Source organism: Duganella sp. HH101 (assembly GCF_001758795.1).
Lineage (GTDB): Bacteria > Pseudomonadota > Gammaproteobacteria > Burkholderiales > Burkholderiaceae_D > Rugamonas > Rugamonas rivuli.
The window spans coordinates 493,319-517,417 of record NZ_LRON01000001.1 but is presented as its reverse complement, the minus strand read 5'-3'; the positions used below and the strand labels follow the sequence as shown (position 1 = coordinate 517,417).

Here is a 24,099-nt window from a genome sequence, read left to right as displayed (position 1 = left end):
TGCGGTGTCGGTGTAGGACAGTGCTGAGTTCCTGGGGAACCAAACTCAGACGTTCACGGCTGCCGGCGACACCACCCGGTTGCGGCCTTCGCGCTTGGCCTGGTAGAGGGCGCTGTCGCTGCGCTCTATCCATGCGTCATGGCCGCTTTCCTCCGCGTCGAACAAGGCGATGCCCACGCTGACCGTGAAGTGGAAGGCCCCATGCTCGCTCGGCACGGGGATGGCCGCCACGCTGGTGCGCAACCGTTCGGCAAAGGTATGGGCGCCGTCGGCATCGGCCTGCGGCAGGATGATCAGGAACTCTTCGCCGCCATACCGGCAGGCGCTGTCGATCTCGCGCGACAGGGCGCGGATCTCCGACGCCAGGATACGGATCGCTTCGTCGCCGGTGGGATGGCCGTGGCGGTCATTGATCTGCTTGAAATGGTCGATGTCTATCATTACCAGCGCCGCCTGCAGGCCCAGCCGCTGGGCGCGCTGCCATTCGGCGGCGATGCGCTCGTCCGCCACGCGGCGGTTGTGCAGGCCGGTCAGGCTGTCGGTGCCGGCCAGCATGTACAGCCGCTGGTTGGCATGGCGCAGGTCGCTCAGCAGCTTGTTGGTCAGCGTCTGCCAGTGGATGAACATGTGGTAGCCGAAGACGGCGATGAACACGATGATCAGCGCAAACACCCAGTAGAAAGCCCAGGTGGTATCGCGCGCCACCTCCAGGGAGCGCGCCAGCGCCGCAGGAATGCCGGCCGCCTGTACCTGCAGCAGATTGTCGGCCAGTTTCAGCGTCACGAAACCGTAGATCAGCACGCCGATGGCGACGCAGCCCAGCAGCCGCAGCACCGAACCGCGCGGATCGGCGCCGGCATCGGCCAGCAATTGCGGCCGCGCCTGCTGCCACCGTTCCAGGCGCGGCCACAGCACGGCCATCGCCGGCGCGCAGAGGAACACGCTTTGCAGGAAGGCGCCCAGCCACCAGCCTTGCCAGATCGGCAGCAGGGCGGTCGAATCGATACGGTTGGTATAACACCAGACCAGCGCGCCGCTGGAGCTGAAGATGGAGGCGACGAACGACAGCTGCACGTAAAACAGCATCGCACCGATACTGGTCAGGTTGCGGCTGATGGCGATCGCGCGGTAGCCCAGGCCCATGACGGCGAAACCGAGCGGATTGGCGGCGCTGAACATCAGCGCCCACGGCCACGGCATGCCGCCGTACAGGGCCAGCGTCAACGTCGCAAGATAAGCGGGAATCGCGCCCCACCACCAGCCGCAGGTCAGCGTCCACAGCAGGCAGATCACCAGCGGCGGATAGACAGTAATGTAGAGCTCGGTCCCGCCCAGCTCCAGCGGCAGGCCGGACCATTTGTAGATCACGGAAGCCAGCCCCAGCCCAATACTGGCGGCCAGCGACGCCAGCCACAAGGCTGCGATGGTCAGTTGTTCGCGCCGATTACCGTGGCGGAACAGTCGCCGCACCGACACCGCGCGCGCCATCTGTGGAAGCTCAGTGGATGGCTGGGTATTTCTCATAGGTAAATCCTAGTTGCATACAGGATTGTACCGCGAGGCAATGTCCATTTGCTACGTTAGACGGGAGATAGCAGCTTTCTGTCGCAAAATGGAAGGAAAAGCGCGTTGTGGACAGTCATTGCGCTCGCAAACCTTACATCCGTTGCCGATCGGCGTGGCGACATCGGGATCGGCCAGGTCCAGGCCCTTGGCGTACACCATGCGGTGCGCCTGGCTGATATCGCAACCCAGGGCGATGGCGAAGGACTTGCCCGGCGTCATGAATCCGGCCGGGCCGCTGCTGACCTGGCGCGCGATCCACAGATGCGTGCTGCCGTCCGGCATGCGGGCGACCTGGCGCAGCACCCGTCCTGGCAGGCTGAACGCCTCATACACCACCCACAGCGGACAAGTGCCGCCCGCGCGGGAGAAGTGGAAGGCCGCCGCCGACTGCCGCTTGGAGATATTCCCGGCCCGGTCCACGCGCACGAAGAACACCGGCAAGCCGGCAAAGCCCGGCCGCTGCATCGTGCTGAGCCGATGGCAAATCGCCTCGAAACCCACGCCGAACTGTCCGGCCAGCAGCTCGATATCGTAGGCGCAGGCCTCGGCCGCCTGTAGAAAACGCCGGTAGGGCAGGCGCACCGCCCCGGCAAAATAGTTGGACAGGGCCAGCCGGGCGCCGTCGCGCGTGGCGTCGCTGGAAAACGACGCGACCTGCACCAGCGACTCGATCACGCCCGCAAGCTCAAGCAAGCCTAGTTGGGCCGCCATTTGAAACGCCCGCTGGCTGTCGCTGATCGTATCGGGCAGCCACAGCACTTTTTGGACGGCATCGTAGCGCCGCCGCGCCATCGGCGTGCCGGACGGGTGCGAGGACAGCACCGTCACGCCATGCCGCTCCGCCAGCCGCTGTTGCAAGGCGGCCGCGCCGGCGTCGACGATCAGCTCCGCAGCCTGGTCCAGCTCATCGATATAGTTTTGACGCTGGTTCAGATAATCGCGCACTTCCTCGTCGACCGAGGGCGGCGCCACGCTGATGCCGCGATTGCCGTCGTCAAACTGCGATTCCAGCGCCGCCGCCCGTTCGGCCGCCATGCGGTAGCGGCTTTGCAGCTGCACCACGGCGCGGGCCACGCCCGGCATGTTCTCCACCAGCGTCTTCAGTTCCGCTAGCGAGGTATCGGCGTCGGGCAGTTCGCTGAAGGCGTCGCGCAAGTCCGCCACCAGCCCGGCGCTGTCGTGCTCCGAGAAAATCTGCGGATCGACGCCCAGCACCGCGCCCACCCGCAACAGGATGGACACGGTCAACGGCCGCTGGTTGCGCTCGATCTGGTTCAGATAGCTCGGCGAGATGTCGAGCATCTTGGCCAACGCGGCCTGGGTCAGCTTGCGCTCCTCCCGCAGGCGCTGCAAGCGCACGCCCATGAATACCTTAGACATCTTCGCAACCTTCGCAATTTTGCGCCGTAAACTTCGCAATTCCTCGCATTTTTACGTCTTTACGCGCGTTTTTAATAAGCGAATAATGCAAATAATTAGCAAATAAAGCAAGCTTTCGATAAACCACGAGGAGACCGACGATGACCCAAGCTATTCCTACCGTACCCCTGCTGATCAATGGCGAATGGGTCGAATCCCGCACCACCGTCTGGCGCGACGTCGTCAACCCGGCCACCCAGGAAGTGCTGGCGCGCGTGCCTTTCGCCACCGCCGAGGAAGTCGCCCAAGCCGTCTCGGCCGGCCAGCGCGCCTTCAAAACCTGGCGCAAGACGCCGATCGGCGCGCGCGCCCGCATCTTCCTCAAATACCAGCAGCTGATCCGCGAAAACATGGCCGACCTGGCCGCCACGCTGACCGCCGAACAGGGCAAGACCCTGCTGGACGCCGAGGGCGACATCTTCCGCGGCCTGGAAGTGGTCGAACACGCCGCCAACATCGGCACCCTGCAAATGGGCGAGTTCGCGCAGAACGTGGCCGGCGGCGTCGACACCTACAGCGTGCTGCAACCGCTGGGCGTGTGCGCGGGCATCACCCCGTTCAACTTCCCGGCCATGATCCCGCTGTGGATGTTCCCGATGGCCATCGCATGCGGCAACACCTTCGTGCTGAAACCGTCGGAGCAGGATCCGCTGGTGACGGTCAAGCTGGTGAAGCTGGCGCTGGAAGCCGGCATCCCGGCCGGCGTGCTGAACGTGGTGCATGGCGGTGAAGACGTGGTCAACGCCCTGTGCGACCATCCCGACATCCGCGCCGTTTCCTTCGTCGGCTCCAGCCATGTGGGCAAGCACGTGTACCAGCGCGCCACGCTGGCCGGCAAGCGCGCCCAGTGCATGATGGGCGCCAAGAACCACGCCGTCGTGCTGCCGGACGCCAACAAGGAACAAACCCTGAACCAGCTGCTGGGCGCGGGCTTCGGCGCCGCCGGCCAGCGCTGCATGGCCGCCTCGGTCGCCGTGCTGGTGGGCGAGGCGCGCGCCTGGCTGCCCGAGCTGGTGGAAAAAGCCGCCGCGCTGTCGGTCGGCGCCGGCAAGGACAATCCGGACCTCGGCCCCGTCATCTCCTGCGCCGCCAAGGAACGCGTGCTGGCGCTGGTCGCCCAGGGCCTGGAGCAGGGCGCCACGCTGGCCCTGGACGGCCGCGACATCCGGGTGGACGGCTACCCGAAAGGCAACTTCATCGCGCCGACCATCCTGTCCGGCGTCAAGCCCGGCATGGCCGTGTACGACCAGGAGATCTTCGGCCCCGTGCTGATCGTGGTCGAGGCCGATACACTGGACGACGCCATCGCCCTGGTCAACGCCAACCCCAACGGCAACGGCACGGCGCTGTTCACGCAAAGCGGCGCCGCAGCCCGCAAGTTCCAGGAGGACATCGACGTCGGCCAGGTCGGCATCAACGTGCCGATTCCGGTGCCAGTGCCGCTGTTCAGCTTTACCGGCTCGCGCGGCTCCAAGCTGGGCGACCTGGGCCCGTACGGCAAGCAGGTCGTGCTGTTCTACACCCAGACCCAGACCATCACCCAGCGCTGGTTCGCGGACGCGGCGTCGGTCGGGCAAGTCAACACCACCATCAGCCTGAAGTAACGATCATGGACTTCGCGCTCAATGAAGAGCAGCGGGCATTCCAGCAGGCGGCGCGCGAGTTTGCCGAGGGCGAGCTCACCCCGAACGCCGCCCGCTGGGACGCCGACGGCTACTTCAGCCGCGACGCGCTCGCCAAGGCTGGCGAACTGGGCTTCTGCGGCCTGTACACGCCGCAGCACCTGGGCGGCCTGGGCTTGTCGCGGCTGGAGGCGGCCATCATCTTCGAGGAACTGGCGGCCGGCTGCACGTCGACCACCGCCTATCTGTCGATCCACAACATGGCGACGTGGATGGTGGCGCGCTGGGGCAGCCAGGCCCTGTGCGAGCAATGGGTGCCACAGCTGGCGAGCGGCCAGGCGCTGGCCAGCTACTGCCTGACCGAAGCCCAAGCCGGTTCGGACGCGGCCTCGCTGCGCACCCGCGCCGAACGCCAGGGCGAACGCTATGTGCTCAACGGCAGCAAGGCCTTCATCTCCGGCGCCGGCAGCACCGACCTGCTGGTGGTGATGGCGCGCACCGGCATCGATGGCGCCTCCGGCATCTCCGCCTTCGCGGTCCCGGCCGATACGCAGGGCATCAGCTTCGGCAAGAACGAAGAGAAGATGGGCTGGAAAAGCCAGCCCACCTGCGCCATCCACTTCGACAACGTCGTCGTTCCGGCCGCCAATTTGCTGGGCGACGAAGGCCAGGGCTTTGCGATCGCGATGAAGGGGCTCGATGGCGGCCGCATCAACATCGCCGCCTGCTCGGTCGGCACGGCGCAGGCGGCGCTGGCCCGGGCCTGCGGCTACATCAAGGAACGTATCCAGTTCGGCCGCGAGCTGGCGCAGTTCCAGGCCCTGCAGTTCAAACTGGCCGACATGGTGACGGAACTGGTGGCCGCGCGCCAGATGGTGCGGCTGGCCGCCTGGAAGCTGGACCATGAAAGCCCGGACGCCAGCGTCTACTGCGCCATGGCCAAGCGCTTCGCCACCGACGCCGGCTTCGCCGTCGCCAATGAAGCGCTGCAACTGCACGGCGGCTATGGCTACATCCGCGAGTATCCGCTGGAGCGCCATGTGCGCGACACGCGGGTGCATCAAATTCTTGAAGGTACCAACGAAATCATGCGCCTCATCATCAGCAGGGCCATCCTGCGCGAGGGCGCCACGGAGAATATCAATTGAATAAAACCTACGCAAACCTGCAAGTGGAACGGCGCCAGCACACGGCCGTGGTCACGCTCGACAATCCGCCGGCCCACACGTGGACGCTGGACAGCCTGGCGGCGCTGGCCGAACTGGTCGCCGACCTGAACAACGAACGCGACATCTACGCGCTGGTCATCACCGGCGGCGGCGCCAAGTTCTTCTCGGCCGGCGCCGACCTGAAACTGTTCGCCGACGGCGACAAGGCCGTGGCGCGCGCCATGGCGCAACGCTTCGGCGCCGCGTTCGAAGCGCTGTCCGGCTTCCGTGGCGTCAGCATTGCCGCCATCAACGGCTACGCCATGGGCGGCGGGTTGGAATGCGCGCTGGCCTGCGACATCCGCATCGCCGAAGAGCACGCGCAGATGGCGCTGCCGGAAGCGGCGGTCGGCCTGCTGCCTTGCGCCGGCGGCTCGCAACTGCTGTCGTGGCTGGTCGGCGAAGGCTGGGCCAAACGCATGATACTGTGCGGCGAGCGCATCGATGCGCAGCGCGCCCTGGCCATCGGCCTGGTGGAGGAAGTCGTCGCCAGCGGCGCCGCGCTGGACGCGGCGCTGGCCCTGGCCGAAAAATCCTGGCGCCAGAGCCCGAGCAGCGTCACGGCCTGCAAAGCGCTGATTCAAGGCGCGCGCAGCTTGCCGCCGCAGCACATGCTGCCGCAGGAGCGCGAGCGCTTTGTCGACCTGTTCGACACCCAGGACCAGAAAGAGGGCGTGCAAGCCTTCCTCGAAAAACGTGTCGCACGGTGGCGCAATGCGTGAATCGGCCAATCTCGACTACGCACCAGCCGTATTGCTGGAAACCCGTGGCGCCGTCGGCATCATCACGCTGAACTCGCCGGCCAACCTGCACGCGTTGACGCTGAACATCATCCGCATGGTCTACCAGGCCTTGCGGGACTGGTCCACGGACGACGCGATCGCCTGCGTGGTGCTGCAATCGAGCACCGACAAGGCCTTCTGCGCCGGCGGCGACGTGCGCACCTTGCGCAACGCCATCCTTGCCGAGCCCAGCGCCATGCCCAATCAGCTGGCGCAGTCCTTCTTCAGCGAAGAGTACCGGCTCGACTACCTGATCCACACCTACCCGAAACCATTGGTGGTGTGGGGCGGCGGCATCGTCATGGGCGGCGGACTGGGCTTGCTGGCGGGCGCCAGCCACCGCGTCGTCACTCCGACCACGCGCATCGCCATGCCGGAAATTACCATCGGCCTGTTCCCGGACGTGGGCGGCAGCTGGTTCCTGCCGCGCATGCCGGGCCGCAGCGGCCTGTTCCTCGGCCTGACCGGCGCCGCGTTGAACGCGCATGACGCGCTGTTCACCGGCCTCGGCGATTACTTCCTGCCGCAGGAACAACGCGAGGCCGTGATCGCGGCGCTGGTTGCCGCCGAGTGGCGGGGCGACGCGGCCGCCTCGGTGGACCGCGTGCTACGCTCGCTGAGCCTGGCGCCCGAATCGCTGCCGGTCTCGGAAGTGCGCCAGAACTGGGATACCATCGACACGCTGACCGCCGGCCGCGAACTCGGCGAGGTTGTGGCCGCCATCACCGCCTACCAGGGCGACGTGGCCTGGCTGCAGCGCGCTGCGGCATCGCTGGCGAAGGGCGCGCCGTCGTCGGTTGCGCTGGTGTGGGAGCTGCAGAAGCGCAGCCGCCACATGAGCCTGGCGGACGTGTTCAGGATGGAGCTGGTGGTCGCCCTGCAATGCTGCGCTCATCCGGACTTCCCCGAAGGCGTGCGCGCACTGCTGGTGGACAAGGACAACGCCCCGCAATGGTCGCCGCGCACGCTGGACGAAGCGCTCGCCGTCGTGGACGAATTTTTCCAGGCTCCCGGCCCGCAGCATCCGCTGGCCGACCTGAACTAAAACAAGGAGACACCATGCATATCGCTTTTATCGGACTGGGTAATATGGGCGCGCCGATGGCGCACAATCTGCTGCGCGCGGGGCGTACCGTGTCGGTCTTCGATCTGTCGGCGGCAGCCATGGAGAGCCTGCACAGCGCCGGCGCGCGCGCCGCATCGTCCGCGCTGGCTGCGGTGCGCGAGGCGGACGTGATCGTCACCATGCTGCCGGCGGATCGCCACGTCCGCGAACTGTACCTGGGCGAGCAGGGCATCCTGGCGCATGCCGCCGGCAATGCCCTGTTCATCGATTGCAGCACCATCGCCGCGGATGCCGCGCGCGAGGTTGCTGCCGCCGCAGCCGAGCGCGGCCTGGCGATGATCGATGCGCCGGTCTCGGGCGGCACGGCCGGTGCAGCCGCCGGCACGCTGACCTTCATCGTCGGCGGCGAGACGGCCGCGCTGGAGCGTGCCCGCCCGGTGCTGGAACAGATGGGCAAGAACATCTTCCACGCCGGCGGCCCCGGCGCCGGGCAAGTCGCCAAGATCTGCAACAACATGCTGCTGGGGATACTGATGGCGGGTACTGCGGAAGCGTTGAACCTGGGCGTCGCCCACGGCCTTGATCCGAAGGTGCTGTCTGAGATCATGGCCAAGAGCTCCGGCCGCAACTGGGCGTTGGAGCTGTACAACCCATGGCCTGGCGTGATGGACAACGTGCCGGCCTCGCGCGGCTATGCGGGCGGCTTCGGCAGCTCGCTGATGTTGAAGGACTTGGGTCTGGCACAGCAAGCCGCGCAATCGGCGCAGGCGGCCACGCCGCTGGGCAGCCTGGCGCGCCAGTTGTATCAACTGCACACGCAGCAGGGACACGGGCAGCAGGATTTCTCCAGCATCCTGCGCCTGTTCCAGCAGAAGTCCTGAGCGTCAGCGGCGCAGCGTCAACCCATCCAGCGCGATGGGCGCAGCGGTGCCGCGCAGCATCCCGGCCAGCAGGCTGGCGGTGCCGCAGGCGAAGGTAAAGCCCAGCGGCCCATGGCCGACGTTTAGCCACAGATTGTCGTAGCGGGTCGCGCCGATAATCGGTGCGCTGTTGGGCGTGGCCGGGCGCAGGCCTGCCCAGGCTTCGGCGCGGTCGTAATCGGCCGCGTTCGGCATGGCTTCCTTCGACAACCGCACCAGGCTTCGCACGCGACGCTGGTCGATGCTGTTGTCGGCGCCCACCATGTCCACCATCGCCGCCACCCGCAATTGCTTGCCGATGCGCGCATACAGCACCTTGCGTTCGAAGTCGGTCACGCTGATCGAGGGCGCCACATCATGCGCGCGGATGGGTGCGCTCAGGCTGTAGCCTTTGAGCGGATACAGCGGAAGATAGATGCCCGCCGTGGCCGCCAGGTCGCGGCTTTGTATGCCGGCCGCGAGCACGAACTGATCCGCCTGAAGCGGGCCGGACGAGGTGTCCAAGCCCGTCACCTTGCCGCCTTCGGTCCGTACCGCCGTCACATCGCGATGCAGGACGCCGGCGAAGTTGCGGTGCGTTTGCAAGCGCACCGCCAGCGCCACACAGAATGCATGGCAATCCGCCACCGCCTCGCCGGCATTGAAGATGCCGCCCGCCAGATCGCCTTGCAACGCCGACAGCGCCGGCTCGCGCAGGACTGTGCCTGCGGCCGTCAGCACCTCGGCATCGCTGGCGGCCAGCCTGGCAGCGCGATCGAGCAGGTGCGCGCTGCGGTACACCACCAGCTTGCCCGCATCGCGCCAGCCGAACTCGGACAACGGCAGCTGTAAGGACAGCTCGCGCATCGCATGCCGGCTGTGTTCGCCCAGTTGCAGCAGCGTGGCGGTGGTGCGGCGGTTGGCGCCCGTATTACAGTTGCGCAGAAACCGGGCCAACCAGCGCCACTGCCGCAGATCCGCCTCCGGCCGGAAACGCAGCGGCCCATCCGGCTGAAACAGCCAATGCAGCGCCTTCAGCGGCACGCCCACATCGGCCAGCGGCGCCACGTAGCGGTAGCTGAGCTGCCCGCCGTTGCGGAAGCTCGCCATGCTGCCGACTTCGGCCTCGCGTTCGACCAGCGTCACGCGATAGCCGGCTTCCGCCAGCCACCACGCCGAGGTCAGACCCACCACGCCGCCGCCGATGACGATAATCTCGCTCATGGTCTCACTGGCCGAGTATCGCGCGGCGATACAGCGCCGTCAGGATGCGTTCTTCGCTGCGCGTCATCGCCGAATAGCGGCCGGGATTCCGTTCCGGATCGGCACCGGTGCCGCCGATCAGCGACACCATGCCATTGCCGCGCTCCAGATCGACGACGAAGGTGGAGATCAACCCATAGGCCTCGCCCAGATGCCCGGCCGCGCTGAAGCCGCCGCCTTCGACCAGGCTGCCTTCGCCGAAACGCTGGCTGCCCAGGCCCCAGCTCTGATACAGGCCGCGATACGTATCGCCGTTGCCGCCGTCGTACTTCCACTGCTGGCTGAACATCAGCGCCACCGATTCCGCCTGCAGGATCTGCCGCCCCTGATGCTGGCCATGCTGAATCAGCATCAGCATGATCTTGCCCATGTCGGAGGCCGAGATGCGCAGGCCGCCCGTCGGGCTGAACAGCGTGCCGTTGCTGCCGATGACATAGTTGCCGATGTTTGCGGGCGCGACGGGAGGGCGCGCGCTGTAGTCGTCCACCTGTGCAATCCATGGCCCGTCGGGATTCCAGAGCTCGGTATCAACGGCGCGCTTGCGGTACAGCGTCGCCACATCGTCGATCTCGGCGGCGGAAAATTCGGCCGGGTTGTAGCCGCCGCGCAGGCCCATCGGCTCCAGCAGCAGCCGCTTCATCAGCCGGTCGAAACGCTCGCCGCTGACTTTTTCCATGATGGTGCCGATCACTCCCCAGTTCAGGTTGGTGTACGTGAAATACGCGCCCGGCCCGGCGTTGCTGGCCCACATGCCGGCCTCGCCGCCGGTCAGCTTGTCGCGAATGGCGACCTCGGCGCCCCAGAAATAGCCCGCTTCGTCACGCAGCGACGAGGTATGCGCGAGCAGCATGCGCAAGGTAATGACCTTGTCCGGGAAGTGCGGATTGCGCAGCGGATAGCCGAGATACTCACCCACATCCGTATCCAGCACCAGCCTGTGCTGCTCCACCAGCCGCATCACGCCGAAAGTGGTCATCATCTTCGAGATCGATGCGATGCGGTACAGCGTGTCCGCCCTGGCCGGCGCGGCATGTGCGCCGATGCGGCGCTGGCCGGCTTGATACTGATACTGCACCTTGCCGCCGCGCACAGCCAGCACCGACAGGCTGGCCAACGGCATCGCCGGATCGGTCGCGATGGCCGCCAGTTCCTGGTCCAGCGTCGCGGCCAGGCCGCCACCGCTGACGCCCGCCATCAGCAACATCCCCATCAAGGCCTGCATTTCACGTTTCATGTTGGCCCTCTTGTTTTCAATGGAAGCAAGAATACTGTGGGCAGCGGGTCGTCGCCAATGAAAACCGGCTCTTGCCGTATAACTTTTCGGAATGCCCTCCCGGCAAGCTTTCATGGCTGCGCGCCGGGCTTCAAGATTAAACTGGCCATATGCTCAACACCGAAACCCCCAGCCAGGAACATGCCGGCCTGGACCAGTATCCGGTTGCCGACCTGGTCGATACGCTGATCGCCGACCAGTTCAATGCCATCGCCGCGGTCCGGGCGGCGGCGCCGTCCATCACCGCAGCGGTGGACGCTGCCGCACCGCGCATCGCCGCCGGCGGCCGCCTGATCTACGTCGGCGCCGGCACGTCCGGCCGGCTTGGCGTGCTGGACGGCGTGGAGCTGCATCCGACCTTCTCCTGGCCGCATGAGCGGGCCTTATCCTTGCTGGCTGGCGGCAAGGGCGCCATGTTCCAGGCAGTGGAGGGCGCCGAAGATGACAGCAAACAAGGCTTCCTGGACCTGGCCGCCTTGCTGCCGCAAGCAACCGATGTAGTCCTGCTGTTGGCCGCCTCGGGCAGTACGCCCTATGTGCTGGGTGCGCTGGACGCGGCCCGCACCGCCGGTGCGCTGACCATCGGCATCGCCAACAACCCGGACGCGCCGGTCGCCACCCGGGCCGAAATCGGCATCACGCTGGACACCGGTCCTGAAGTTATCTCCGGCAGCACGCGCCTGAAGGCCGGCACCTCGCAGAAGATCGCGCTCAACACCATCTCCAGCGCCATCATGGTCCGGCTCAACAAGGTCTACGGCAATCTGATGGTCGACATGAAGGCCACCAACGCCAAGCTGGTGCGCCGGGCCGTGGCCTTGACCCGGCACGCCACCGGCGCCGACGAGGCCAGCGCCCATTTCGTGCTGGAGCAGTGCGACTTCCACGTCAAGGTGGCGATCGTGGTGCTGAAGCGCAAGGTGCCCGTCGCGCGGGCGCGCACCTTGCTCGCCCAAGCGGAAGGCAGCATTCGGGCGGCACTCCTGCTACAGTAGCGCATCGTCATAGCGAAAGAGGAAGATGCGGCTGCGTCACATAGAAGTTTTTCACGCGATCATGCAAGTCGGCACCATCAGCGGCGCAGCCCAGGTGCTGCACATCTCGCAACCGGCCGTCACCAAGGTGCTGCAGCACTGCGAACTGCAACTGGGCATGCCGCTGTTCGAACGTGTACGCGGCAAGCTGTACCCGAAGCCCGAGGCGCACCGCCTGTTCGCCGAAACCGAAAAACTCAACCGCGACCTGCAAGGCATACGCCGGCTGGCCGCCAGCCTCAAGGGCCGCACGGTGGAGACCATCCGCCTGGTCTCGACGCCGACCGTGGCCGCCAGCGTGCTGCCGCAAGCGATGAGCAACTGGCGCCGCGCCTTCGCCGATACCCGCTGCGAGCTCGCCACCCACCACACCAGCGAAATCGTCAACACGCTGCGTTTGGGCGAGGCCGACCTGGGCCTGTCGCTGCAAGACCCGCGCCATCCCGGCATCGTCGCCGAGCCCATCGCGCAGGGCGTGATGACGGTGATCGCGCCGCCCGGCCGCTGGTCCGCCTCTCAAGAAACCCAACCATTCTCCGCGCCACAGCTGGAAGGCGAACTGATAGGCTACGCCGACAACGACCCGCTCGGCGACCTGGTGCTGGCCGCCTGCGAAGCGCAAGGCATACAACCGCATTTCCACACCGTCGTGCAGACCTACCAGATCGCCCGTTCGCTGGTGGAAACTGGCGGCGGCATGGCGGTGGTCGATCCGTTCACGGCGGCGTCCGGACGCGGACGCCTGCAGAGCCGGCCGTGGGCGCCGGAAATTCCGATCCAGCTTTACCTCCTCACGCCGGCCCACGCGCCGCTGTCCCACGGCGCCAGCCAGCTGGCCCGCAGCATTGCCGACGCCGCCCGCGCCTTGCTCGGCTAGTCTTTATTCCAGGGAAATGTGGCACAAATGATACAAGTGCCATTCCTGAAACCCCGGGTCGCTGGCATGCTGCGGGTAAGACTGCCACTTCATTACCAAAAGTTATGGCCGCAAAAGCTATTTTCATTGGCTGGCGAATGAAGCAAGGCGCTAATCTGAACAGATAACTAGTCAGATTCACCACAGGGAGAGACCGTGAAGGTTAAAAAACTGGCGCATATGATTGCGCTGATGGGCGTGTTCGTCCCGGCTGCGGAGTCGGTATTCGCGCAGGAAGTCATGCAGCGCGTGGAAATTACCGGCAGTAGCATCAAGCGTCTGGCGAAAGAGGGCGCTTTGCCGGTCCAGGTGATCGGCTTCGACACCATCGAGAAATCCGGCATCACCAGTACCGAACAATTAATCCGCAGCCTGTCCGCCAACGGCACCGGCGCCGACAACATGACCTCGGGGAACAACGTCTTCGGCGCGGATGCCGACCGCGTCAGCGGCGGCGCATCGTATGCCTCGCTGCGCGGGCTGGGACCGAACAGCACACTGGTGCTGCTCAACGGCCGCCGCATCGCCACCTTCGGCGCCAGCGCCAAGGCGGTCGACCTGAACGCGATCCCGCTGGGCGCGATCCAGCGCGTGGAGATCCTCAAGGACGGCGCCTCGGCCATCTACGGCACCGACGCCATCGGCGGCGTCATCAACTTCATCCTGCGCACCGACTACCACGGCGTCGAAGCCTCGCTCAACGACAACTTCACCCAGCATGGCGGCGGTGCGGCGCGCCGGCTGTCGCTGCTGGCGGGCATAGGCTCTTTGGAGAGCGGGGGCTACAACGTCATGGGCAGCGTCACCTATGACAACAACGAAAAGCTCAGCTCGCGCGACCGTGCGTTCGCCAACGGCTTCCAGCCTGCACGCGGCCTGTCGCCGGACACCACCGGCACGCCGTACGCCACCCAATTGAGCGGCGCCGGAACGGCGCTGGGCGCCGGCTTCAAGGTGCCGGGCGACAACACCACCTATCTGCAGGCGAACGCCCTGAGCCTGCAGGGCAAGTGCGATTCCATTCCCGGCATGTCGCAGTACCAGACCGCGCTGTGGAAGGATGTCACCGCCGTCACGCGCAGCACCTATTCCTGCGCCTACGATTACGGCGCCGACTACATCATCAGCTTCCCCGTCGAACGCCTGAATGCGGTGTCGCGCGGCACGCTCAAGCTCAACGGCGACCACAAGCTGTTTGTCGAAGCGCTGTATGGGCACACCAAGGCCACCGCGCAATTGACCCCGGTGCAGATCCAGACTTCGCTGGCGGCCGGCAACGCCTATCCGGTGGGCGGCGCCTACTACCAGGACTTGTCGGCCCTCATTCCGAGCTTCGACAAGACCAAGCCCATCATTTACAAATGGCGGGCCAATCCCTGGGGCTACCGCACCCAGGAAAACGTCACCGACAATGCGCGCCTGCTGATGGGCGCCGAGGGCGTACTGTTCGGCAAATGGGACTACCGCACCGGACTGTCGCACGGCGAGAGCACGACCAAGACCGCGCTGCTCGACGGCTACGGCTACACCAGCAAGATCTACGCGGCGCTGGGCGGCGGCAAGATCAACCCGTGGCTGGCCGCCGGCCAGACACAGACGCCGGAAGCCATGGATCTGATCGAGTCGACCAAGTTCCGCGGCGCTTTCCAGCACGGTAAAACCAGCTTGACGCAACTGGATGGCAACCTGTCCGGCGAAGTCTGGCAACTGCCATCGGGCCCATTGTCGATGGCGGTGGGTTTCGATCTGCGCCGCGAAGGCTATGACTTCGGGCAGGACGTGGACGCAACGCAGATCCTGCTGTCGCCCGGGAATGCCGCGCTGAACAATGCCAGCCGCAACATCAAGGCGGTCTACACCGAATTCATCGTGCCCATCACCAAGGAGCTGGAGACCCAGCTGGCGGTGCGCCGCGATCACTACAGCGTGTTCGGTGCGACCACCAATCCCAAGATCTCGTTCCGCTACCAGCCGAACAACACGCTGCTGTTCCGTGGTTCGGCCAACAAGGGCTTCCTGGCGCCGAGCTTTACGCAACTGTATTCCGGCCGCTTGTCGCAAGAGCTGCCGAACGGCACCATCGACCCGATCTTCTGTCCGCAGCATCCCGGCGATCCGGCGTTCTGCGCGATTGCCCGCCTGCCGTACTTCAGCGGCGGCAATCCCGGCCTGAAGCCGGAAACCTCGAAGCAGGGCAGTCTGGGCATGGTGATTGAGCCGGTGCGCGGCTATTCGGCATCGATCGACTACTGGGCGATCAACTCGCAGAACCGCATCCTCAACCGCACACCGCAGATCGTGCTGGCCAACGCCGCGCTGCTGTCGCAGAACATCGTCCGCAACCCCGACAACACGATAGCGTATGTGGATGCAGGCTGGATCAACGCGGCCGGCACCAAGACGCGCGGCGCCGACCTCAGCTTGCGTGGCGAAGGCAAGATCGACAGCTACAAGTGGGCGGTCAACCTCGACGGCACCTACACGCAAAGCTTCAAGTTCGCGGAGATCGAAGGCCAGCCGTACAAGGAATACGTCGGCAACTTCTACACGCGCGACCTGTACCTGCGCTGGAAGCACAACGCCAGCATCAGCCTGTCGCGCGGCGACTGGAGCGGCATGCTGATCCAGAACTACAGCTCCGGCTACAAGGACCAGCTACCCAACGCCGGCAAGTCCGCACCGCCGCCAGGCTTCAATCCGGACGTGAAGGCCTACACCAAGTACGATCTGTCGGCCACGTACACCGGCTTCAAGAACGTCACGATCACGCTGGGCATCCAGAACCTGCTCGACACCGATCCGCCGTTCACTGCGCACAATGTGGACGAAGTGGTGGGTGCGGGCTGGGATCCGAGGGTGGCCGATCCACGCGGGCGTTCGCTGAATATCCTGCTCAAGTACAAGTTCCTCTAATGCCGGGAGCCTACAGCCGGCGGCAGTTCGGCAACGCGCTGGCCGCCGTGCTGGGGGCGGGCGCCTTGCCTGCCACCGCCGCCCCTGTGGGGAGAAAGAACATGCGATTGATTAAACCGGCGCGCTTGCGGGAAGGCGACCTGGTCGGCCTGATCGCGCCGGGCGGCCACACCAATGACGCGGCGCTGGCGCAGGCGGTCAGCAATATCGAATCGCTGGGTCTGCGCGTGCGGCTGGGCGAGAACATCAACTACGTCTACGGCAATTACGGCGGCACGGTCGAGCAGCGGATCGCGGACCTGCATGCGATGTTCCTCGATCCCGAGATCAAGGCGGTGTGGGCGGTGCGCGGGGGCTCCGGCTGCATCTCCTTGCTGGAGCATATCGATTACCGGCTGATACGCGCCCATCCGAAAGTGCTGATCGGCTATTCGGACATCACCTGCCTGCATCTGGCGCTGCTGAAGAAGGCGGGGCTGGTGACGTTCCACGGACCGGTAGGCTCGTCCACCTTTTCGGAATATTCGGTGGCGCAGATGCGCAGCGTGCTGATGACGCCGCAAGACAGCTACACCATCGCCATGTGCGCGGACAACCCGCCGCCGCGCACCGTGCATGGCGGTGTGGCGACCGGGCGGCTCATCGGCGGCAACCTGTCGCTGGTCAGCGCGCTGGCCGGAACGCCGTATGCGGCGGACTTCAAGGACTGCATCCTGTATCTGGAAGAAGTCAACGAAGAGCCATACCGCATCGACCGGATGATGACGCAGCTGCAGCTAAGCCAAGGCTACCGCAACGCCGCCGCCGTTGTGCTGGGAATCTTCGAAAACTGCGAAGGCGCCGACGGCGAGAGCGCGCTGTCGCTGGACGACACGGTCGACCAGCACCTGCTGCCGCTGACCCGTCCAGCGGTGGCGGGCTATTCCTTCGGCCATATCCGCAACCAGTTCACGATCCCCGTCGGCCTGCGCGCCAAGTTGGACACGCGACAGCAAACACTGACCTTGCTGGAATCCGCAATCATTTGAAGCCGCATCTATTGTCATTGAAGCCGGGTGACATTTAACGCATTTTCGCTCTATCTCTGCCTGTTATGCTGCGTGGTACTTTGTATCTTGGAACGGACCTACTGGTTAGTCCACACTGAAAAGCGATTGCACGGAAAAAAATCTGCTCATCAATAGTAACGCCATCCCCCGTCGGAGATCAAAATGTCCAAAACATATGTGGTTTGCATCGATGGCGCAGGCGCCCATACGATTTCCGTTTGGGCAACTTCGCAGGTACACTGAAGCCGAGAGAACCGGGGCATGAAGAAGAAACTTATCGCGGCGGTTTGGTCCGTCGACACGAAGCACATCCAGGACATCCCGCTCGCGACCCGCATGAACGAGTTGAGGGAAGCCGTCGGCAGGGCGGACGAAGCGGTCATGCGGATAGTGAGGGAAACCGGGGCGTCGCTCGGCGACACGCCGCTGGGCGTGTTCGTGGCGCCGGAATACATGTTCGCGCATCAGATCGGCCGCGGGGATCACAACACCGGTGACAGGCGGCATATCAGCGAAGCCGACAAAAGCGTCCTCCTGGGCGAGTTGACGGCACTCAGCACCGCCTATCCCAGGCTGCTGCTGATACCGGGTACGATCGCCTGGAGGAAGACGTTCAACAGGGTCGGGGCCAAGCAGACCAGCACCAAGACGGGCCTGCCCAAAGCCGTATCGCGCCAGGACAAGGCCGTCGCGGCGCTGCAAACATATGCGAACCAAATGCAGTTTGCGATGGACGGCCGGCTGGCCGGGCGGCGCAGATCCCTGGGCGGGACCGAATACAACGCGCCGACGACCGCGGAAAAAGTGGCCGAGGTCACGGCGGCCGCTGCCATCTACATGGCAAGGAATACCGCCTACGTTCTGTTGAACGGCGCTGTCATCCTGAAATATAACAAACGCGGCGATTATCACGAGGTCGTACAGGCCGACCATGCCACGATCCATATTCCCGGCTCCCAGATGGGGCGATTCGAGGTCCAGCCCGTGCAATCGGTGTCGCAGCCCGGCGCCCCGCAGCTGCGACCGATCACGTTCGGACTTGAAGTCTGCCTCGATCACGCATGCGGAACTGCAAGGCGGGATCTTGCGGCGCACGCCGGGGGGGAAGTGGACATCCATATCGTGAGTTCCGCGTTGGTGAGTATCGGCAATGAACGGCTGGTCTGCAAACCGGGCGGGTACCTGATTCATGCCTGCTCGCACCGGCCGTGGTCGAAGGTGATGCGCAAGAACGGCGGCGTCAAGGGATTCTTCAAAAGCTTTTCAACACCCGACGCCCAGGCCGCGACCGTTGGCCGGGGCACGTTGCTGACCTGGGAAATCGAGCTCGACCTGTAGTAGCCGGCGCGCCGGCGAAAAAAAGGCTGTGTTCGCGTTAGTTAAGCAATGGACGAAACATTACCTAATTTAGCTGATGCAGGTAAACGTCGTGCGCGACCGCATCTCATCGCACTGTCGGCGCTGCTCGGCCAGGACGATCTTACAAAAAACTCTGCCAAAACGCATTCGCAAGCAGCTGTGCAGGGCCATCGTGCGCCGGATTACTGCCCAAGAAAGGCTTGTACTCGTCTGCTACGTATGGGTAGGTATGGCCTGCCCCCCCACCAAGTACAACCTGGTAGTCCTTCGGCCCCCAACGCCATTGGCTCGGTGTGATATCCAAGGCCATGTCATGGATGGTGACATGCGGGAAATGCCCTAGTTCGTAAACAAGCCCTGGCCCCCCACCGCCCAGCGCCTTGAGGTTGAAGTTTGCGCCATTTAAATTAACGGTGGCGGGCCAACCGCGGTTCAGATATGCCATATGCCGGGCAGTTCGTAATACCCTGGCATGAGCCGCGCCTGCATAAGTGGCTGCCATATTCGCCCATGCTGCTGCTGTGGCGCCATGCTGGTTGGCGTTATATCCCTGTGCCAGCGCCGCCTCGTCGGCCGCATTCCATCCCGCAATATCAAGCATGGCCGTGGCTGTGGCCGTCGTGGCTCGCGCTGCAGTCAGGTTGGCCGCAAGTGCCGCCCACTGGGGAGCCGTACGGTGTCTCTGATTGGCAATGAATGCGGCCGCCAGCAAGGCACGCTCCGCCGCGGTCCATTGCGGTAAATTCAAAAAGTTCAAAGCGTTAGCCGATGTCCGATATATGCCATTCAGTGCCGCCGCGATGACCGCCCACTGTGCCGCGGTCATGCCGTATTGTTGCGCATTGAAGGCCTGCGCCAAGGCGAGTTTTTCCGCGTTGGGCCAGCCGGCGAGGGCGGCGAACGCCACGGCGTTATCGCGGGTGGCGCGACCGGCGGTAAGCGCTCCTGCCAACGTTCCCCATTCCGCCGCGCTCATCCCTTGTTGATTGGCTTCATACGCCGCACTCAGCAGCGCACGTTCCGCCGCCGACCACCCGGCAAGCGAGGCAAAACTCATGGCCGTCGCCGCAACCGCACGGACACCGGTAAGCGACGCCGCGATCGCCGCCCATTGCATTGCAGTCAGCCCCCGGGCGTTCGCACGAAATGCCGCAGCCAGCAGTGCTTTTTCGGCTGCGGCCCATAAAGGGATGGCAAGCAAGGTTGTGCATTTCGGCGATTGAACATGGTCAGGGGCCAGCGCCGTTGCAACAGCGGCCCACTCGATGGCGGACATGCCATACGTGTTGGCCTCAAAAGCGGCGGCCAGCATGCCCCGCTCTTGCCGCGTCCATGGCAGCGGCAGGCGGGCAAATGCTTCGGCGTTGGCGGCTGTTGCATTTACTCCCGTCAAGGGGGCGGCGACCAGTAGCCAATGATCGGAAGACAAGCCCGCCTGATCCGCTTCAAAGGAAGCTGCCATGGCTGCGCGCTGCGCTGCCGGGTAGTTCAGCATCGCTGCAAAGCGTTTTACATTGGTATCGCTGCCGCGTACACCTGTCAGCGCTGCGGCGATCGCCGCGTATTCCGCTGCGGTAAGGCCTTGCGCAGCCGTTTGAAATGCCAGGGCAACTGCGGCCCTCAATCCCGCCGTCCAGGGTGCAGCCGGCAGGCCGGCGAATTCAAGCGCTGTTGCCGCCGTACAGTTCGCCCCCTGCAAACGCGAGGCAATCGCTGCCCACTGCGTAGCGGTCATGTTGAGCTGGGCGCCATTAAAGCTTCGGGCAAGCAAGACAAGTTCGGCGGTGGCCCATTGTGGACAGCGAATAAACTGCGCGGCGATTTGATCCGTCGCCAGCAATGGGGCCTTCAGCTCTGCCGCGATAAGTCCCCACTCGCCCGGCAGGCGATTGGCGCCATTGCCGTTGCGGGCCGCAAGGAGCAGCTGCTGTATGTGGCCTGTCGTCCAATTGTCAATAATAGGTACGGCCAGATCGAAAGCCGCAGTCAAGGCTGCCAGGTTCTGGCTGGTTTGAACGAAGGCTGGCACCAAGGCACGGATTTTAAGCTGGTTCAGATGGGGGTGGGGCAATCGCTGCGCCTGTTGCAAAACATCGTTGACGGCGTAATTTTTGCCCTGAACGTGGAAAACCACGGCGTTATATGCGACAGAGCCTAATAATACCGAGAGCGGGTGCGGAGGGGGCTGGACCGGCGGTTGGGCGGCAACCACGGCAGGTTGGTTATTCATGCCTGCCCACCCGGCATACCTTGCGCTTCGACCCAGAAACAAATATTCATAAGCCCCTCCGTAACAATGAATATATTGCAAATTATATATCATAGTTATTTATCGAAACGCGGGGCATCATCGCTCAAGGAAAAATTCCAGCCCGCGTGACAGGGCAGGGAACAACGCCGAGCCATGGTTCTCGCGCGGCAGTTCGATGAAGCCGACGCGCGCCAATCCCAATGCCTGCTTCTGCGCTTCCAATTTCGCCGCGAGGTCACGTGCCTCTTCGACCATCTTCTTTTGCGCCAATGCGGCGTTACGCTCGTTGGGCCTGGCGGTCGGCGGGCCGGCAGACTGCTCCAACTCGCCGACGGTCAGCAGCACTTGCGGCTTGTGTTCGCGGCGGGCAGCCAGACCTGCTGCTTCGCTGAGCACAAAGCGCTCGCTGAACCAGATTGACGGACTGGCCGCGATGTAGGTCTGGAATGCGGCGGGCCGCGTGAACAGCGCATGCAAGGTGAACAGGCCGCCATACGAATGGCCGAACAGCGCCTGCCGCTGCGGATCGATAGACACGGCGGCTTGTATCAAAGGCTTCAGCTCCTGTTCAATGAAGTCGAGGAACAGCTCGGCGCCGCCTTCGCCCTTGGCTGCCTTGCCTGCTGCGGGTGGCGTGTAGTCGCGTGCGCGGGCCGCCATGTTGAAATCCTCGCCGCTGGCGTAGCCGATGCCGACCACCACCGGAGCGTGCAGCCCGGTCGCCTTGCTGCGCCGGGCCACCGTGCGCGCCATCAGGGCCGCGCTGGGGAAGGCGGCGTTGCCGTCCAGGACGTACATCACCGGATGGCCGCCAGCCGGCGCCGCCGTCTCCGGCACGCTGATGAAGATGCGGTAGCGCTGTCCGGTCCGTGTGGACGACAGATCCAGCTGCCGCGCCTGCGGCAAGCCGGCAGCCTGCCATGCCGGCTCCGGCGCGGAAGCCGGCTGCGCAGCCCAGCCAGGCACGAGGGCGCAAGCCAGCAACCCGGCCGCGCCACCGAGGAAGGCGCGGCGCATCAGAAGTCCACCGATGCCGACAATTTGTACACGCGGCCAGCGCCCTGCGTCACATAGCCGTCGTTGAACGAACCGGCCCAATAGCTCTTGTTGGCGACGTTCTCGACGTTGGCGCGCAGCAGCAGCGCATGGTCCAGCCAACGCACGCTGTGGCGTGCGCCCAGGTCGATGCGGGTCCAGCTGTCGATCCGCTGCGTGTTGGTGCTGTTGACGAACTGGCTGCCGGTGTAGACCAGGCGGGCATTCAGGCTCAGGCCGTTGGCGCCCGGCACGATCCAGTCTCCGCCCAGATTGGCTTTCCATTTCGGCGTGCCATAGATGGTCTTGCCGGTCAGTGCCGCAGTGGAGGCGCGCGTCATCTTGCCGTCCGTGTAGGCAGCGCCACCCAGGATGCGTACCGGGCCGATCTGGCCGAAGGTATTCCACTCCGCGCCGCGATTACGTTGCTTGCCGTCGGCATTGTAGCTGTTGCTGGCCGTGTCCTTGACCATGCTGGGGCGGTCGATCTGGAACACACTGACGGTGTTGCCGTACTCGCCCTGGTCCCACTTCACGCCAGCCTCGACCTGCTTGCTCTTGTACGGCGCGAACACGGTGCCGAAGTTGCTGGCGGTGGTGTCGGTAACGGTGCCACCCTGGCTCAAGCCTTCGATATAGTTGGCGTACAGCGAGATCGCCGGCGACCACGGCTTGACGACCATGCCCACCGCCGGCGTCAGCGCGCGCTTGTCGTAGTAAGTTGGAGTGGCGCCGAGCGTGCGGGTCTTGACCTGCTGTTGGCGCGCGCCGATGGTCAGCAGCACCTTGTCGTCGGCGAATGCCAAGGTATCGGCCAGCGCGAAGCTGCGCAGCGCGGTATCGCCGGTCTTCGGCGCCGGACCGGGATCGGCACCCAGCGCCGGCGTGGCGGGATTGTAGATATTGGACTTGTAGTCGGCGCTGGTGCGCGGCGTGGCGCGGCCGGTATCGAATTCCAGCGATGTCACGCTGGCCACCGCCTGGTGGCGCACTGGGCCGGTGACGAAGCGCCCACGCAGGCCTACTTCGCCGGAAGTCGTATCGACCGAGCCGCGCTGGTGGAAGGTGTTGCCGACATAATCGCCGGCGGCGTTGCGTATGGCCGCGCGCGTGCCGTTGATGTAGCCGGAATAGCGATAGCGCAGCTGGCCCAGCGCGGCATAAGCGGTGAGGTTGTCGTTGAAGTCGTAGCTGGCGCGTGCGGCGACGGCGTCGTTCTCCAGCTTGCCGTAGATGCCGCGCAGCAGATTGGTGCCGGTCTTCGGCGGTGCGATCACGCCGGTGGCCGGAAACGCAGCCATCCAGGAGCTGCCGTTGTCGATATTCTCGCGGTTGGTGTAGGCATCGAGCGCCAGGTTCAGCTGCGAGCCGCGATAGTCCAGCGCGATGGCGGCCAGGCTGCGTTTCTTCTTCTGGTCGTCCACGCCGACCTTGCCGTCGCGGTAGCCGCCGTTGAAGCGCACGCCGTAGCGGCCGCCTTCGCCGAAACGCCGGCCTGCATCCAGGTGCACGCCGTATTGCGCATCGGACGTGTAGTCGGTGGTCAGGCGCAGCAGCGGCTTGTCGGCGGCGCGTTTCGGTATCAGGTTGATGACGCCGCCCACGCCACCCTGCGGCGACATGCCGCCCAGCAGCGCGCCCGGTCCTTTCAGCACTTCGACCCGTTCGATGAATTCGGTCGGCGCATGGCCGTATGGCGACAGGCCGTACAGGCCGTTGAAAGCCAGGTCTTCGCCATTGATCTCAAACCCGCGAATGCTGAAGTTCTCGTAGATATGGCCTTCGGACGTGGTGAAACGCACCGATGGATCGTTCAGCAGCACAGCGGCCACCGTCGAGGCTTGCTGGTCTTCGATCAAGCCCGCGGTGTAGGCGGTCAGGTTGAAGGGCGCGTCCATGGTGCTGGTGCTCCCCAGGACGCCAAGCTGCGCGCCGCGCGCGACCTGGCCGCCGGCGTACACGCGCGGCAATTCATCGGCCAGCAGCGAGGAGTGAACCGTTACGGGCGCCAGCGCCTGGTCGTTGCGCTGGGGCGTCGCCGACGGCACGGCAGGCCTGGCTTGCAATACATAGCCCGCGCTGGTCTTGCCGATCACGTAGGGACTGTCGCGCAGCAGGGCGTTGAAACCGTCGCCCACGCTGTAGCTGCCTTTGAGGCCGGGGCTGGTCAACCCCTGCACCTTGCCGGCATCGAGCGCCATGGACACGCCTGCCTGCTGGGCGTAGCGGCTCAGGGCGTCTGCCAGGGGACCGGCGGGTATATTGTATTGCGCGTTGGCGTTCTGCGCGATGGCGGCGTTGCTGGCAGCGATGGCGAGCGCGCCGCTGAAGGCGAGTCGCAGGGCCAGCGTCAGCGGAGCCATTGCGGCGCGGAGCGGAGCTTGTTGGTGCTTGAACATGAGTTTCGGTTTCCTGTTGGTCTGAATGAACTTGCTTACACAGAC

17 protein-coding genes are annotated in these 24,099 nt (G+C 64.9%); 10 read left to right on the top strand and 7 right to left on the bottom strand.

What is annotated here, in order from left to right:
- Positions 1 to 45: 45 nt before the first annotated feature.
- Both DUGA2_RS01900 and DUGA2_RS01895 read right to left on the bottom strand, forming a co-directional pair.
- The gene (locus tag DUGA2_RS01900; protein WP_070266910.1) at positions 46 to 1,524 is read right to left on the bottom strand and encodes a GGDEF domain-containing protein; all 1,479 of its coding nucleotides are present in this window, start codon (positions 1,522 to 1,524) and stop codon (positions 46 to 48) included.
- 51 nt (positions 1,525 to 1,575) lie between these two features.
- Positions 1,576 to 2,946 (bottom strand): short-chain fatty acyl-CoA regulator family protein, encoded by a 1,371-nt coding sequence (locus DUGA2_RS01895; RefSeq protein ID WP_070266909.1) that lies wholly within the window; start codon positions 2,944 to 2,946, stop codon positions 1,576 to 1,578.
- A 140-nt stretch (positions 2,947 to 3,086) separates the two neighbouring features.
- Between DUGA2_RS01895 and DUGA2_RS01890 the strand changes: the two genes are divergently transcribed.
- Genes DUGA2_RS01890 through mmsB form a run of 5 tightly spaced genes read left to right on the top strand, consistent with a single transcriptional unit; the run spans position 3,087 to position 8,544 of the window.
- Complete coding sequence (locus DUGA2_RS01890) at positions 3,087 to 4,589, top strand: CoA-acylating methylmalonate-semialdehyde dehydrogenase (protein WP_070266908.1); 1,503 nt, start codon at positions 3,087 to 3,089, stop codon at positions 4,587 to 4,589.
- A 5-nt stretch (positions 4,590 to 4,594) separates the two neighbouring features.
- Positions 4,595 to 5,755 carry an acyl-CoA dehydrogenase family protein gene (locus tag DUGA2_RS01885; RefSeq protein WP_070266907.1) on the top strand — a complete coding sequence of 387 codons (1,161 nt, stop codon included), beginning with the start codon at positions 4,595 to 4,597 and terminating at the stop codon, positions 5,753 to 5,755.
- On the top strand, positions 5,752 to 6,537 hold the full coding sequence (locus DUGA2_RS01880) for an enoyl-CoA hydratase (protein WP_070266906.1): 786 nt from the start codon (positions 5,752 to 5,754) through the stop codon (positions 6,535 to 6,537). Before DUGA2_RS01885 ends, DUGA2_RS01880 begins: the two co-directional genes overlap by 4 nt.
- Entirely contained in the window at positions 6,530 to 7,642 is a 1,113-nt protein-coding gene (locus tag DUGA2_RS01875; protein ID WP_070266905.1) for an enoyl-CoA hydratase/isomerase family protein, read from the top strand. Before DUGA2_RS01880 ends, DUGA2_RS01875 begins: the two co-directional genes overlap by 8 nt.
- Before the next feature lie 14 nt (positions 7,643 to 7,656).
- A complete protein-coding gene (mmsB, locus tag DUGA2_RS01870) occupies positions 7,657 to 8,544 on the top strand; it encodes a 3-hydroxyisobutyrate dehydrogenase (RefSeq protein WP_070266904.1) in 888 nt (295 codons plus the stop codon).
- 3 nt (positions 8,545 to 8,547) lie between these two features.
- Here mmsB and DUGA2_RS01865 read toward each other — a convergent pair whose 3' ends face one another.
- Together DUGA2_RS01865 and DUGA2_RS01860 are read right to left on the bottom strand one after the other, a co-directional pair.
- A complete protein-coding gene (locus tag DUGA2_RS01865) occupies positions 8,548 to 9,786 on the bottom strand; it encodes a D-amino acid dehydrogenase (protein WP_070266903.1) in 1,239 nt (412 codons plus the stop codon).
- 4 nt (positions 9,787 to 9,790) lie between these two features.
- Positions 9,791 to 11,059 (bottom strand): serine hydrolase, encoded by a 1,269-nt coding sequence (locus tag DUGA2_RS01860; RefSeq protein WP_083296174.1) that lies wholly within the window; start codon positions 11,057 to 11,059, stop codon positions 9,791 to 9,793.
- A 149-nt stretch (positions 11,060 to 11,208) separates the two neighbouring features.
- On the opposite strand from DUGA2_RS01860, the gene DUGA2_RS01855 reads away from it, so the two are divergent.
- The 5 genes from DUGA2_RS01855 to DUGA2_RS01835 all read left to right on the top strand — a co-directional run bounded on the left by DUGA2_RS01855 (position 11,209) and on the right by DUGA2_RS01835 (position 18,348).
- Positions 11,209 to 12,093 (top strand): N-acetylmuramic acid 6-phosphate etherase, encoded by an 885-nt coding sequence (locus tag DUGA2_RS01855; protein ID WP_070266902.1) that lies wholly within the window; start codon positions 11,209 to 11,211, stop codon positions 12,091 to 12,093.
- A gap of 25 nt (positions 12,094 to 12,118) precedes the next feature.
- On the top strand, positions 12,119 to 13,009 hold the full coding sequence (locus DUGA2_RS01850) for a LysR family transcriptional regulator (protein ID WP_070266901.1): 891 nt from the start codon (positions 12,119 to 12,121) through the stop codon (positions 13,007 to 13,009).
- Positions 13,010 to 13,204: 195 nt separating this feature from the next.
- Complete coding sequence (locus DUGA2_RS01845) at positions 13,205 to 15,961, top strand: TonB-dependent receptor (RefSeq protein ID WP_229214563.1); 2,757 nt, start codon at positions 13,205 to 13,207, stop codon at positions 15,959 to 15,961.
- Entirely contained in the window at positions 15,961 to 16,989 is a 1,029-nt protein-coding gene (locus DUGA2_RS01840; protein ID WP_070266900.1) for an LD-carboxypeptidase, read from the top strand. The genes DUGA2_RS01845 and DUGA2_RS01840 overlap by 1 nt, the downstream gene beginning before the upstream one ends.
- 282 nt (positions 16,990 to 17,271) lie before the next feature.
- Complete coding sequence (locus tag DUGA2_RS01835) at positions 17,272 to 18,348, top strand: hypothetical protein (protein WP_070266899.1); 1,077 nt, start codon at positions 17,272 to 17,274, stop codon at positions 18,346 to 18,348.
- A 142-nt stretch (positions 18,349 to 18,490) separates the two neighbouring features.
- Here DUGA2_RS01835 and DUGA2_RS01830 read toward each other — a convergent pair whose 3' ends face one another.
- The 3 genes from DUGA2_RS01830 to DUGA2_RS01820 all read right to left on the bottom strand — a co-directional run bounded on the left by DUGA2_RS01830 (position 18,491) and on the right by DUGA2_RS01820 (position 24,054).
- Positions 18,491 to 20,599 (bottom strand): hypothetical protein, encoded by a 2,109-nt coding sequence (locus tag DUGA2_RS01830; RefSeq protein WP_141753167.1) that lies wholly within the window; start codon positions 20,597 to 20,599, stop codon positions 18,491 to 18,493.
- A gap of 117 nt (positions 20,600 to 20,716) precedes the next feature.
- The gene (locus DUGA2_RS01825) at positions 20,717 to 21,637 is read right to left on the bottom strand and encodes an alpha/beta hydrolase (protein WP_070266897.1); all 921 of its coding nucleotides are present in this window, start codon (positions 21,635 to 21,637) and stop codon (positions 20,717 to 20,719) included.
- Positions 21,637 to 24,054, bottom strand: coding sequence for a TonB-dependent receptor (locus DUGA2_RS01820; RefSeq protein ID WP_070266896.1), 2,418 nt, complete (start codon positions 24,052 to 24,054; stop codon positions 21,637 to 21,639). The genes DUGA2_RS01825 and DUGA2_RS01820 overlap by 1 nt, the downstream gene beginning before the upstream one ends.
- Positions 24,055 to 24,099 lie beyond the last annotated feature (45 nt).

Coding starts and splice junctions, on each gene's coding strand:
- DUGA2_RS01900 (WP_070266910.1), bottom strand. CDS start 1,524: ATGAGAAATACCCAGCCATCCACTGAGCTTCCACAGATGGCGCGCGCG.
- DUGA2_RS01895 (WP_070266909.1), bottom strand. CDS start 2,946: ATGTCTAAGGTATTCATGGGCGTGCGCTTGCAGCGCCTGCGGGAGGAG.
- DUGA2_RS01890 (WP_070266908.1), top strand. CDS start 3,087: ATGACCCAAGCTATTCCTACCGTACCCCTGCTGATCAATGGCGAATGG.
- DUGA2_RS01885 (WP_070266907.1), top strand. CDS start 4,595: ATGGACTTCGCGCTCAATGAAGAGCAGCGGGCATTCCAGCAGGCGGCG.
- DUGA2_RS01875 (WP_070266905.1), top strand. CDS start 6,530: ATGCGTGAATCGGCCAATCTCGACTACGCACCAGCCGTATTGCTGGAA.
- mmsB (WP_070266904.1), top strand. CDS start 7,657: ATGCATATCGCTTTTATCGGACTGGGTAATATGGGCGCGCCGATGGCG.
- DUGA2_RS01865 (WP_070266903.1), bottom strand. CDS start 9,786: ATGAGCGAGATTATCGTCATCGGCGGCGGCGTGGTGGGTCTGACCTCG.
- DUGA2_RS01860 (WP_083296174.1), bottom strand. CDS start 11,059: ATGAAACGTGAAATGCAGGCCTTGATGGGGATGTTGCTGATGGCGGGC.
- DUGA2_RS01855 (WP_070266902.1), top strand. CDS start 11,209: ATGCTCAACACCGAAACCCCCAGCCAGGAACATGCCGGCCTGGACCAG.
- DUGA2_RS01850 (WP_070266901.1), top strand. CDS start 12,119: ATGCGGCTGCGTCACATAGAAGTTTTTCACGCGATCATGCAAGTCGGC.
- DUGA2_RS01840 (WP_070266900.1), top strand. CDS start 15,961: ATGCCGGGAGCCTACAGCCGGCGGCAGTTCGGCAACGCGCTGGCCGCC.
- DUGA2_RS01835 (WP_070266899.1), top strand. CDS start 17,272: ATGAAGAAGAAACTTATCGCGGCGGTTTGGTCCGTCGACACGAAGCAC.
- DUGA2_RS01830 (WP_141753167.1), bottom strand. CDS start 20,599: ATGAATAACCAACCTGCCGTGGTTGCCGCCCAACCGCCGGTCCAGCCC.
- DUGA2_RS01825 (WP_070266897.1), bottom strand. CDS start 21,637: ATGCGCCGCGCCTTCCTCGGTGGCGCGGCCGGGTTGCTGGCTTGCGCC.
- DUGA2_RS01820 (WP_070266896.1), bottom strand. CDS start 24,054: ATGTTCAAGCACCAACAAGCTCCGCTCCGCGCCGCAATGGCTCCGCTG.